This is a genomic window from Pseudomonas kilonensis, assembly GCF_001269885.1.
GTDB lineage: Bacteria > Pseudomonadota > Gammaproteobacteria > Pseudomonadales > Pseudomonadaceae > Aquipseudomonas > Aquipseudomonas kilonensis.
In genome coordinates this window covers 170,297-183,091 of the sequence record NZ_LHVH01000027.1, presented here as the reverse complement: position 1 = coordinate 183,091, position 12,795 = coordinate 170,297, and the positions used below count along the sequence as shown (strand labels likewise).

At 54.5% G+C, this 12,795-nt stretch carries 7 protein-coding genes; 3 read left to right on the top strand and 4 right to left on the bottom strand.

All coding sequences use genetic code 11. The annotated features are described in order from the left end of the window. The 3 genes from AD662_RS21375 to AD662_RS21365 all read right to left on the bottom strand — a co-directional run. The coding region (locus AD662_RS21375) for a hypothetical protein (protein WP_053189691.1) at positions 1–1,854 on the bottom strand (1,854 nt) is incomplete at its 3' end. Positions 1,855–1,926: 72 nt separating this feature from the next. Then, the gene (locus AD662_RS21370; protein WP_053189690.1) at positions 1,927–4,314 is read right to left on the bottom strand and encodes a hypothetical protein; all 2,388 of its coding nucleotides are present in this window, start codon (positions 4,312–4,314) and stop codon (positions 1,927–1,929) included. Between the two features lie 46 nt (positions 4,315–4,360). Then, positions 4,361–5,878 carry a hypothetical protein gene (locus tag AD662_RS21365; RefSeq protein ID WP_018610542.1) on the bottom strand — a complete coding sequence of 506 codons (1,518 nt, stop codon included), beginning with the start codon at positions 5,876–5,878 and terminating at the stop codon, positions 4,361–4,363. Between the two features lie 169 nt (positions 5,879–6,047). On the opposite strand from AD662_RS21365, the gene AD662_RS29380 reads away from it, so the two are divergent. Together AD662_RS29380 and AD662_RS21360 are read left to right on the top strand one after the other, a co-directional pair. Next, on the top strand, positions 6,048–6,614 hold the full coding sequence (locus tag AD662_RS29380; RefSeq protein WP_139213006.1) for a hypothetical protein: 567 nt from the start codon (positions 6,048–6,050) through the stop codon (positions 6,612–6,614). A gap of 37 nt (positions 6,615–6,651) precedes the next feature. After that, on the top strand, positions 6,652–11,340 hold the full coding sequence (locus AD662_RS21360; RefSeq protein ID WP_053189689.1) for an RHS repeat domain-containing protein: 4,689 nt from the start codon (positions 6,652–6,654) through the stop codon (positions 11,338–11,340). 98 nt (positions 11,341–11,438) lie between these two features. Here AD662_RS21360 and AD662_RS21355 read toward each other — a convergent pair whose 3' ends face one another. After that, entirely contained in the window at positions 11,439–11,714 is a 276-nt protein-coding gene (locus AD662_RS21355; protein ID WP_018604312.1) for a helix-turn-helix transcriptional regulator, read from the bottom strand. Between the two features lie 673 nt (positions 11,715–12,387). Here AD662_RS21355 and AD662_RS21350 point away from each other — a divergent pair. Then, positions 12,388–12,792: a MarR family winged helix-turn-helix transcriptional regulator gene (locus AD662_RS21350; RefSeq protein ID WP_003204618.1), complete on the top strand. Its 405-nt coding sequence runs from the start codon at positions 12,388–12,390 to the stop codon at positions 12,790–12,792. The last annotated feature ends 3 nt before the right edge of the window (positions 12,793–12,795 follow it).

The window sequence follows — 12,795 nt, the reverse complement described above, 5'->3', positions numbered from 1 at the left end:
CACGTCATGGGCCAGGGAGTCGCCGGCTGTGGCAATCATGATCAACGGGTTGACGGCAAGACTTCGGGCCGTGATGCCGACCAGCGCCGAGCTGGTGTGGGTACCGTCGGTGGCCGTAACCACCACTCGGATGGAACTGCGTGGCATCTCGGCGGCGGTGGGCGGGGTATACCGACCCGTATTAGTGATGGTTCCCTTGGGCACGGTCTCGCCGAGGATATTGCGCACCGACCAGGTCAAATTGGTGCGAGGTGGTTCGGTATTGAATTGCCACGGTGCCGTGTGGGGAATGATCGGTTCCAGATCTGTGATACTGAAGGCGGTTTGTGTAGGGCCGACGTGGCCGAATGCTGCCAGGTCGCCAGGGTAATACACACTGTCGATTTTTACCGAATTGTCACCACGAAATAATAAGCTGTTAAGTGTAAAAATATTAATTTCCGTCACCGGACTAATAAACGTTTCAATAGTCGGACGCAATAGTGCTGCAACCTCTTGTTCAAAGTTTGCTTTTATCTGCGAAAAATTTCGCACTACAAGTGGCTGATTTTGTAATGTCCCTATGTTTACCTCAACGCTTATCTGGTCGCTCTCACGAACAACTTCCAAGACGACCCTTCCGGTTACCGGTTCCATCTTGAACTGAAATCTCCACACGCACTCCCATGCCGACCCCAAGTTACCATCCTCGGTGCCTGGATACAGACTGTAGAACACGATGCATGATTGCTCTTTATTACCACGCCAATCCAGGACAATCTCCCCCGGCATGCGTCGAATACGAAATGACGCTAAACCTGGCTGCGGCCCTCCCCCTTGGTCAGAAAAATTGGTAATCAACGATACTACTTGAATGAACTCAATATAACGCCCATCAATAGGTGTTCCCTCATAAAATCTTTTAGCATATACCCCCTTCCCTCCATAACCAATCATTTCAGTCAGACCATTGACAACCTCAAACTCCACGCGAAACGCATCCTCTATAGTATTTGTTCGCCTCGCCCCCTCAGCGATTATTTTATTAAACAGCATGGCATCACCCAACAACACCGTTGCTGAGTATCCCTCCGGCAACAGATATTTCAGATCTCCATTATCGATGGGCGTGGTTCCATTAGCATCTCCCTCCATGGCGACAAAAACCAGTACCGCCCCCTCTCCCTCATCTTCATTGGCCAACAGCCTGGCACCGGCACCCTGTTTATTATGGGTGCGAATAACGAACTTTGAAGGTTTAAGAAATTGATTCGGCTCAAACTGCAATTCGTTCAGCACAAAAAATTTCTGCGCTTGCGGCAACGCCCTGAAGCGTGTCTGGAAACGTTCACCCGCCACCCTTTGCAAGTGCTCGGACGGCATGTCAATCAAACGATAGTTACGACCCTCCGAGATATCGAGCTCCACCCGCCCCGCCGAGGTAACCGACCCCGTGCTCTCCATAAGATTGATATCAAACTTCAACCCTGGACCATCCAGTACGTTTTTCTCGGAAATTCGAATAAGCGACCATTGTTGGGCACCTTCCTGCTTGGTAAAAGACAGGTGAGTGCCACCGACCTCCTTCATCGTTAATTTCGCTGCGGACGTCTGCAAGTTGGAGCCAATGAAGGACAGCCGCGGCGCGTCCATTTGGTAGTTATGCAGAAAATCCTTTTGTGTCGGGGTGGTATTGTCCCGAATTTCTTCAGTGATCGGTTGCATGTAATGCTCAGTGCCGAATCGGGTGATGTACTCCTGCAACAACACCTTATTGGTCTCACTGCGTCCATAGGCCAGCACCGCCCCCCAGCCCAATGTCCGAGGCCCCACTCTGAGCCAGTCCAACAGCGTATCTACAGAATTGATTTCCATGGTAGTAATCCTTTGGTTGAGAATGAACTCACCCTCCAAATCCTGACTCTCACGGTTTAGGGCCCGGGCAACTTACTGACCATCGGCACGGAACATCCGGATCGTTTCGGGCACGCTGAATAACGGTAACGGCAGGACGATGTAACCGTCCTCCGAAGCCCCTCCTGGTCTTGCAGGGGGCACCAGGACAGTAATGACCACAAACTTGTCCGGCCCGGCAGGGTTCAACGTCAGCACACCGCTGGCGGCATTCATTTGCGCCGAGCCGCTGCCCAGCAATACCTGCCATTCCTCGCCCCAATCGCCGGGATTGATGGGGCCGTCCTCCCCCATGATCGACAATTGGAGCTGGTTCTCCGGCAAACTCACCGCATCATTGATCACCACTTCAATCGTTGGCGCACGATGCAGTACCAACACTCTCGTCGTTTCACTCAACCCCGTCCGGGGGTTGGTCACCACGATCGTATCGACGGTGGGCGGTGACTTGGCGATCGGCGGCCCAGGCACATAGCTGTGGTCCTTGTCGGCGGCCGGGTCCGGTCTCACAACGGCACCTGAGGTCGGATCCTGGATGGACCAGGTCAAGGCGCCGCCGTCCACGGCGCCGGCTGACACGTCATGGGCCAGGGAGTCGCCGGCTGTGGCAATCATGATCAACGGGTTGACGGCAAGACTTCGGGCCGTGATGCCGACCAGCGCCGAGCTGGTGTGGGTACCGTCGGTGGCCGTAACCACCACTCGGATGGAACTGCGTGGCATCTCGGCGGCGGTGGGCGGGGTATACCGACCCGTATTAGTGATGGTTCCCTTGGGCACGGTCTCGCCGAGGATATTGCGCACCGACCAGGTCAAATTGGTGCGAGCCGGTTCGGTGTTGAATTGCCACGGCACCGTGTGGGGGATGATCGGCTCCAGGTCGGTGATACTGAAGGCCGTTTGTGTGGGGCTGACGTGGCCGAATGCGGCCAGATCGCCAGGAAAATAAACGCTGTCGAATTTTACTGAATCGCTGCTGCGGAACAGTAAGCTGTTAAGGGTAAAAACGTTAATTTCCGTCACAGGACTAATGATTTGTTCGACCGTTGGACCCAACACCGTCCGAAGCTCTTTTTCGAGTTCCGGCTTTATTTTCGGAAACTCTTGCACTAGAGGTGGATGCTGATATGTTCCTATGCCTCCATTTACAACCTCATTTCTAGAGCTAACCTTAAGGAGGATGCTCCCAGTTCCCGGCTCTGTCTCAAATTGAAACCTCCATAACAAATCCCATGCAGTCCATAAATTACCTACCTTGGCGGATAAAGGATTCCGATAATAAGCAATGCAGGGCTGTTCCTTATCACCACTCCACGCCAATGCAAGCTCCCCAGCCAGGTTTCGAACCACAAAATTCGCCACTCCTGGTGTAGGCGCTCCCGAGTTATCTGAGAAATTCGTAATTAAAGATATCAACTTAAATTCATCAAGATACTGCTCCTCAGTAGGAGGTGCTCTATAAAAAACTCTCTGGTAAGCCCCCCTCCCTCCATAGCCAGTAGCTTCAGCGAAGCCATTGACAACATCGAACTCAACCCAAAACGGATTCTCTAGGTTGTGTGCTCTCCTAACCCCTTCCCTAATTATTTTTTTAAACAGCATATCATTACCCAACAACGCTGTAGCCGAATGGCCATCCGGCAACAAATACTTCAGGTCCGCATTATCGATAGGTGCCGTCCCATTATCATCTCCTTCCATGGCGACAAAAACCAGTACCGCCCCCTCTCCCTCATCTTCATTGGCCAACAACCTGGCACCGGCACCCTGTTTATTATGAGTGCGAATAACGAATTTCGAAGGCTTTAGAAATTGATCCGGCTCAAACTTCAATTCGTTCAGCACAAAGATTTTCTGGTCTTCCGGCAACGCCCTGAAGCGTGTCTTGAAACGCTCACCCGCCACCCTTTGCAAGTGCTCGGACGGCATGTCAATCAACCGATAATTCGTACCCTTCGAGATATCGAGCTCCACCCGCCCCGCCGAGGTAACCGACCCCGTGCTCTCCATAAGATTGATATCAAACTTCAACCCTGGACCATCCAGTACGTTTTTCTCGGAAATTCGAGTCAGCGACCATTGTTGGGCACCTTCCTGTTTGGTGAAAGACAGGTGGGTACCACCGACCTCCTTCATTGTTAATTTCGCTGCCGACGTCTGCAAGTTAGCGCCGATGAAGGACAGTCGCGGCGCGTCCATTTGGTAGTTATGCAGAAAATCCTTTTGCGTCGGTGTGGTGTTGTCCCGAATTTCTTCGGTGATCGGTTGCATGTAATGCTCAGTGCCGAATCGGGTGATGTATTCCTGCAACAACACCTTATTGGTCTCACTGCGTCCATAGGCCAGCACCGCACCCCAGCCCAATGTCCGAGGCTCCACTTTGAGCCAGTCCAACAGCGTATCTACAGAATTGATTTCCATGACAACCTCTCTCACCGATAATAGCGCCGGCGGCTTGTACTCCGGTTTAGCGAACCAGCGTTGCAGTGGTATCTTTAAAGCTCGTAAACGTTTCACCACCGTCAAAGCTGACGCGTGCTTTTAGTGAAAACGGTTCACCAAGCATGAGTGTTTCCAAAAATTGCTTTGGCAGCTTTGCTGTTACTTTTTTGTTTCTGAACTCAGCGTCTGTAACCGGCAGCGCATTACGTACGGGGTATGAGGTATTACCGTTGCCGTCGACGCCAGTGGCTTCCATCATCAACAGCTGCCCTACTGCCATGAATGGCCAAGCATCGAAACCCGAAGACTCGATGATCAAATCCGCGCCGCTAAACGGCACTGCGGCCAGACTCATCTGACCGCCCGAGATGTGCACGGAGGTTGTAGACGGGTAGCGTGTCGCAGGCAACGGCTCGACAAGCAGGTTGAAACGGACAGAAGGTTCACCGTCGACGCAATAAAACACCGGGAAATAACGTCCCTGTGCGACGGTCGACATGTTGGCTGCAATAGCAGTGGATGGAATGTGAAAACGTCTGCCCGAAACAGGATCAGTCGCAACATGGCGCCCACCATTTGGATGCCCTTGCCAATGCACCTCTACGCTGCCCGATCCGATTTCCGCCGTATCGGGCACATTGACATAAGCCCCATTGGTAGTCGCTGCCCAGGTCCCATGGTTGTCCGCACCCGGGGTGACATCTTCAATAATCGGGGCGGGCAGGTGCAGTGGCTTGCTGATATCCAGCAGTAAAGGCTCAGCCGACAGGGCAACACCGGCCCGGGCGTACTGATAAAGCACTTTTACCTGGGCGTTGCTGTTTACTGTCAGCCAGTGCGGCTCGATATAAAACTCGAAAAGACCGCTATCCAATGTCGAACGATCGACCCGCAGGGCCTTGGTAACACTCTTGATTTTCTCGCTACCGGTCCAATACAACAGCACCCAATCGTTATCCTGGAGGTCCGGATGAAACGGTTTGACTTGCAAGGTCAGGCCATCAGGGTAATGTCCCGGGTTGATTGGGCCTGCGGTATGGCCTTTGACCGTGATAGAAGGCAACAAAGCGGAACCGGGATCGACGATGTCAATCCGCTGTTGTTCGGACTCGCTGGGCTGTGCGGGCTGTTCAGCATACTCAACGCGATAGCTGATATCGGCATATTCACCCTCAATAGAACCAATCTCGATATAGGGCACGGTGAACGTCAACGGCTGGTGCAAGTGCTCAGCCCTGATTTCTTTGGACTCCTGATACACAGTTTCCGGTACGCCTTGGAAGTAGCCTTGCCAACTGAAGATGACCTCATCCCCGACACGCATGGCCTGATAGGGCGGTACCACAGCCGTGGCGCCTGCTGAAGTGACATCGGCGGTTTTCACCGACCGGTCGTGAGATTCCTTTATGTGCGGGACCGGCAGCTTGCTGACTTGGAGATGTTTTCCTGCGTAGCAGAATGCTCGAAGCGATTCTGGCCCTCTTTCATCAGAATCCCCCGGCTGCTGGGCTGGGAGCTCTGGGCGTAAGTTCGAGTCCACCATGACTTATTCCTTGAGTATTCAAATTCAAGAGAACATCAGCGATGACACTGTAGGTTTCGTGGGGGAACGCTGTCTACTAACAGAACTGTTAGGTTTCAAGGGCTCATTTCGATGATAACGTTATGTTTAGTTTTCCGCATCAGCCACCACTCGATATGGGACAGTGACCATGAACCCCGTCAAGGCGATCGCTTTCAGCTTATTGTTGGCTAACAATCTTATCTACTCAGTCGTTGCATTTTCGGAGACCAGCCCTTCTATTCCCCCCCGGTCCAACGACAACAATAAAAAAGCGACCAGTTCCCCCGAACAAAACAAGGCAACCGGCACAATTGTACTTAGGGACAAGGACAATGGTATTTGCAGACTGATTGTGCCAGAACCGGGTACAGCCATAACTTACAGCTTCGTTAACCCCCCGACCCCGCCAGGGTGCTCTGGCTGGAATGACAAAACCCGTTCAATCCAACTGGCTGAATTGCCTTCAGCCACCACCATTTTTTTAGGCGATAGCGGAGATTGCGGAAAGTACAGTAAAAACACATGGATATCACTAAAAACAATAAAGAAACAAACCAGCACGTCGATTATTGAAACTGAATACCTCACCACCTTTCAAAAAAACCAGATAATCGAACCTGGACTGCAAATGGTCGATCTGCAAGTAAATAGCTCATTCAGAGACGAGCTCTCTTGTATCCGAATACAAACTTCAGCCGTACCTCCTTCGCCTTAATTTTCAACTCCTTGATCTTAGTAACGAGGGATTGACCATGACCACTTCCAGTACCGTACATTCCCAAGCCTTCGGCTTCATGAGCTACGTACAAGGCGGTGTTGACCCGCGCACCGGGCAATACACCGTTTCCATCGACCTGCCCGAGGTCCAAAGTAACTGGCTGTGCGGCCCGGCCTTCCCTTTGAACCTGACTTTCAGTCCGATCAATATCCTGGACTCCGGCTTCGGGGTGGGCTGGAACTTGAACTTGAGCCAGTTCACGCCCTCCAACAACATTTTGGCCTTGAGCACCGGGGAAACCTTCAAAGTCACCGGCAGCGGTTCGCTTCCGGATATGAAGGAAAAAAAACTCGACACTTTCCATTTCGAAAATCTGGGCGGCAACCGCTACCGCGTGTTGCATAAGTCGGGGATGGTCGAAGAGCTTCAAGTCGGCGGCGATCTTACCCGGGTCGCCTTGCCTGTGAGCGTGAAGTCGCCTGCCGGCCACAGCCTCACACTTGCCTATGCATCGTTCCGTGGCGGACAGTGCCTGCACAGCATCAGCGATGCCCAGGGCGAACTGCTGCAAATCAACCGCCAGGCCAACGATGAGTGGGTGGAGATCCTCGTGCGGCCCTACGACGGCCCTAATGGCACCGCGCTGGCGCGTTATGAAATGAAGCTCAATGCCAGCGGCTGGGTCACCGAGATCGTCTTGCCCACGCCCGACAAGGGCTCCTGGCGTTTTGGCTATGGCAACGGGCCGATCCGCAACATCCTGTGCCTGCACGAAATCAAAACACCGGTTGGCGGTCGGGAAATCCTCACTTATGCCGACACCGGGCACCCTTATCCGGGCGGCGTTGTGCGCCCCAACTTGCCGCGGGTCACCCGCCATCGCAGCTACCCCGACTTTGGCCAGCCAAACGCCGATGAAACGATGGTCGAGGTGCAATTCAGCTACACCAGCCATAACTTCCTCGGCGCCGGTGAAACCGTCAGTTGGGAAGACGGGATGGACCCGCTGTACAAACTGCAGGCCCGTTATGAATACGGCAGCACCGCCCGCTTGATGGTCGGCGGCCAGGTGGCGCGCACAGTCGAACGCAGTTACAACCGTTTTCACTTGCTGGTGGAAGAAAAAACCAAACAGGAACATTGCGTCAAGCGTGTCAGCACCCAGTATTACGCCGAGGATGTGCCGTTCGAGCGCCAGGTCCCGCAGTTCCAGTTCCCCAAGGAAGTCACCACCCGTTGGGAGCTGGACAACGACGCGACCCAATACCGCGCCGAAATCACCCGCAGCGTCTACAACGACCAGGGCAACCATATCGAACAGGTTGAGCCCAACGGTATCAGGACCGTCTACACCTACTATTCCAAGAACGGCGAGGACGGTTGCCCGGCGGACCGTTTCGAACGCAACCTCAAAGACACCACGGTGTACCCATCATCCCAAGGCGAGCCGGGCGCGCCGACGCTGCGCACCCGTCTGCGCTACAGCGCGCACAAGCCGCTGAACGGCAGCGGGGTGGACGATTGGCTGGCGATGGACAGCGAAACCCTGATGCAGGTGGAGGGCGCCAACGAAACCACCTTGCAGCAGACCTTGCGCACTTACCACGAGTTGATTGGGAACGCGTTCTTGCATGGCCGCCTGGCCAGCCAGCAAACCCTGCTCAATGGCACGACCAGTACGACCTTGTATGAATACAAGACGCTGCCGAGCGTGTTGACCGGTGAAACCGTGTTGGAAACCACTGAAACCTTCATCGGTTACGATGACGCGCCCGATGGCGAGGTTCGAAAAACGATCGTCAGTGAAGACTCATTGCTTCACGGTCAGCCATTGCTGACTCGCGACGACAATGAAGTGAAAATTCGCTACACGTACGACGCCCTGACTCGCGTCGTGACCGAAACCGTCGCGCCGGACGAACCGGAGTTCGAAGCAACGCGTCAGTATTCGTACCTACTGACCGCCCTGGATGGACAGCGGGCCGAGCAATTGGTCACTGACGTCAAGGGCGTGAAGACCCGGACACGGGTCGATGGGCTTAACCGTCCGGTGTATGCAGAACGCCAGGACGCCGATAACCTTGTGCGTGCCGAAGAGTTCCGTCAGACGTATTCGGCGAGTTACGACGTGTTTGGGGACCTGACCGAGGAAACTCAATACGACTGGCGCGATGAGCAGCAGGCGGCGTTGGCCTCCACCTACGAGTACGACGGGTGGGGCGCGCAGCGCAGTGTCACCGGACCGGACGGGATCAAGGTCTACGAAGAGACGAATCCGATTGGTTCTGAGCTATGGCAAGGCCCTATCCAGACCGCTTGGCGGGAAGGAACCGACACTGAGGCGAAGGTCAGCGGTAAAACGGTGACCTACTTGAACTTGTTGGAGAAGCCCGATCATGTGGAGCGCTTCGAGACCGACGGAACGCTGATTAGTCGGCACCGTTATGGTTATGACGGGCTCGGGCGAACTGTCGAGGAAACTGACGCTCGCGATGCCACTACAAAGTACACCTACGATATCTTTGACCGTATGGTGACCACTGTTCTTCCCGGTGGTGCTACGGTTCGACGCAGCTATGCACTGCATAGTTCGGAAGACCTTCCGACGGAAATAAGTGTCAACGGTATTGAATTGGGCCAGCAGGTTTTCGATGGATTGGGACGCAAGGTCGAGTCGACTACGGGGGGACGCAAGCAAACGTTCACCTACGATTCGGGGCAAACCCAACCGGCGACCCTGACCACCGCCAGCAATCAGCTGATCAATTATGTCTATCAACCTCAATTGGGTGAAGAACCCAGCCAGCGGAGCCTACCAGGAGGCGTCACGGCTGAATATGTACGAGACGGTAAAAATGCTCGACTTGTCAGTTGCAAGGAAGGCGGATTGGAGCTCTCCCGTGATTATTTCACGACCGGCGAGCTGAAAAGCGAGACGCGGGTACAAGGGGAAGACACTTATGCGATGCACTACCAGCACAGTCGATTGGGTCTTTTACTGAGCTATACCGATGTGCTGGAACAGACCCAGTCGTATACCTACGACAAGGCGAACCGTCTCGAACAAACCCGTCTTGGTAACACGCTCTCTTCGGATTTTACGTTCGATAGCCTGGGGCAGCTCAGTTCAGTCAGCACCCTGGACCGCGTCGGCGGGCAGGGCGTGACAATCAGCCTGCATTACGACGGGTTGGGGCGTGAAATACAGCGTAACTTCGACCTTGACGGTGTCGAGCAGCAACTGACCCAGGTATATAACAGCGTTGATGCATTGATCGAGCGAACCCTGTCCAAAGGCGAGACGTTGTTGCGCAAGGAAACTTACGAATACGACCCGCGTGGGCGCTTGGTGCTCTACACCTGTGAAGGCAGCGAACCGCCAGTGGACCCCTACGGTAAAGTCATTCTCAGTCAGCTGTTCCGATTCGATGCGCTGGACAATCTGATCCGAGTGAATACCACGTCTCCTGAAGGTATCAATGTGGCTGTCTATATCTATGACGACCCGAAGGACCCGACGCAATTGCGCAGAATAACCAATACAGGAGTCCCCGGTTACCCACCCGAAATAGTGCTCGAGTATGACGCCGACGGCCATCTGATCCGCGACGAAGAAAACCGCAGGCTCGAATATGACCCTCTCGGTCGGTTGGTTTCCGTCAGTGATCCGTCGGGAGGGGGGGATACCGGCTACAGCTACGACCCATTGGACACGCTGGCCGGCCTGGATGATGGGAGTGGGAAAGAGCAGCGCTTTTACCAGGGCGGTGAATTGACGAGCCTGGTCAAAGGTGCCAGCAGCAGCAGTTTCCTACGCGCAGACGGTGTCGTGCTCGCCGAGCACCAGGCGGGTGCTGACCCAAAGTCGTTATTGTTGGCCGGTGATGACAAGAACAGCGTGCTGTGGGAAATCGATCGCGATGCAACCCAGGAGTTTGTCTATACGCCGTACGGCCATCGCGTGGATGAAGCGTCGGTCAGCAGCCACCTGGGTTACAACGGCGAGCGGCGGGAAACCCAAACGGGTTGGTACTTGCTGGGGAAGGGCTATCGGGCGTTCAATCCGGTGTTGATGAGGTTTCATAGCCCGGACAGTTGGAGTCCGTTTGGGGATGGGGGGCTGAATGCTTACACCTATTGCCTGGGGGATCCGATTAGTTTTACGGATCCGACGGGGCATGTGATAGGTCGGCTATTCGCGCCCCCCAAGATTATGACGCCAATCAAAGTGCCTCCCCAATTGGTCAAAAGTCCGGTTAAGGCATTAAACACTAGAGTCGCATCCGGTACCGCCAACGTGTCAGAGGTGTCCGGTGGCGCTCTTCCGTCGACTACCAGCCAGCCCAGCCGCCTAGTTGTTGAAACCGGCTATATATCTGAGCTTCCAAAAGAAAGACGCTACATTGCCCGACCCAGGAATCAAAATTTTGAAACAGGCAGTATTGCTGATCTCGCAAGAAACCGCAGACCTCCAGGATTCATCGATCATTCACGACGAAAGCCAATGCCTCTTCCAGACGCATCGAGGTCGGCACCTGATCCGGTGCCTATCCAGCCTAAGCAAGTTGCACCTATACCAGATGTGCCTAGGACAAACCCCAATCAAGCGAAGATAGCTGCTTTGCAAAAGAGAATAGATAAAATGATGAACAGTAAACGGGAAAGCGATATAAGTGCTAACGATCTGGCTAGTTGGCGTGCGCAGATACTCCGTTTGAGCTGAGTTCAATAAAAAAGAGCAAACGTCACCATCCCACCGTCATGGCCAGGTCCGAACTGATCATGGCGGTGCGCTTTTGTCGGATGATGGTTTCAGAACGCTCAGATCAAGCCGCATTCCCGCGCAATCTTCCCCGCGAGATGCCGCGAACTGACGCCGAATTTTCGGCGGATGTTATTGAAGTGATAATTGACGTTGGCTTCGCTGCAATCGACGATCATGGAAATCTCCCAGGAAGATTTGCCGGCTTCGCTCCACTGCAGGAATTCCTTTTCACGTTTGGTGAGTCGAATCGCTTGGGGTGGGTTGCTCTCCGTGGAATGGAGAGGGCCCTGATATGGCGACGAACGTCCAGAAATCGCGGTGCTGTGGTACATGACTGAAACTCCCATTCATCATCAATGATGGCGTGGGGGCGGCGGAATCTTCCTACTTCTTGATGGCATGGTTCACACGACCCGTCTTCAAGCCCTGAGGCAGGGCTGGAGGCACGGGGTCGTTATATCTCGATTCAAGCCACCTGAAACCTGTCAGACATTACAGGTGGTGAATGTCCATCAAGGGTTATCGGAACGGCTTTTAGGCCAAAGCCTTTGATAATCATGGCTTTTTTCTATGCGCATGAGGCCGCGAGCAAAAGCGCAAGAACGGATGACGGGAAGGACGCAGCGCTGCGAGGTCTGTGCACGACCCGGAAAAACTGTGGGAGCGAGCTTGCTCGCGAAGGCGGCGGCACAGTCAACATCACTGCAAACGGCCCCACCGCTATCGCGAGCAAGCTCGCTCCCACAGGGGATTTGTGGCGCATGCGAGTTCTGTGCACGACCGGGAAAAACTGTGGGAGCGAGCTTGCTCGCGAAGGCGGCGGCACAGTCAACATCACTACAAGCTGACCCACCGCTATCGCGAGCAAGCCCCTCTTTGATGAGTGCTTCGCACTCAAGCGGGAGCAAGCTCTCTCGTCACGGATTCAATCAATCCTTAAATGAGCAAGACCGAAACGCCTCATTTAAATTTGCATTCCGCCAACCCCGGGTATATACACGCACCATGCTTCCTTCCCAATGTTTGTGCATCAACCTGCGTCGTGCCGCCCGTGGCGTCAGCAGGTATTACGACGGCGCCCTCGACGGCTTCGGGATCAATGTCGCCCAGTATTCTTTGCTGAGCAACCTGGCGCGCCTGGACCAGCCGAGTATTTCTTCCCTGGCCGAGGCCATGGGCCTGGACCGCAGCACCCTGGGGCGTAACCTGCGGGTGCTGGAAGGCGAGGGGCTGGTGGCGCTGGCCGAGGGTGACGACCTGCGCAACCGCATTGTCGTGCTCACTGAAACGGGGCAGGCCCGGCTGGCGGCGGCGTTGCCGGCCTGGGAAGCGGCGCAGCAGAAACTGATCGATAAGCTGGGCGCGGAAAAGCGCGCGACCTTGCTAGCCTTGCTGGATGAACTGGCATGAAGC

Bases quoted from the DNA above. Each gene is read 5' to 3' on its own strand.
- AD662_RS21370 (WP_053189690.1), bottom strand. From the start codon at position 4,314: ATGGAAATCAATTCTGTAGATACGCTGTTGGACTGGCTCAAAGTGGAG.
- AD662_RS21360 (WP_053189689.1), top strand. From the start codon at position 6,652: ATGACCACTTCCAGTACCGTACATTCCCAAGCCTTCGGCTTCATGAGC.
- AD662_RS29380 (WP_139213006.1), top strand. From the start codon at position 6,048: ATGAACCCCGTCAAGGCGATCGCTTTCAGCTTATTGTTGGCTAACAAT.
- AD662_RS21365 (WP_018610542.1), bottom strand. From the start codon at position 5,878: ATGGTGGACTCGAACTTACGCCCAGAGCTCCCAGCCCAGCAGCCGGGG.
- AD662_RS21355 (WP_018604312.1), bottom strand. From the start codon at position 11,714: ATGTACCACAGCACCGCGATTTCTGGACGTTCGTCGCCATATCAGGGC.
- AD662_RS21350 (WP_003204618.1), top strand. From the start codon at position 12,388: ATGCTTCCTTCCCAATGTTTGTGCATCAACCTGCGTCGTGCCGCCCGT.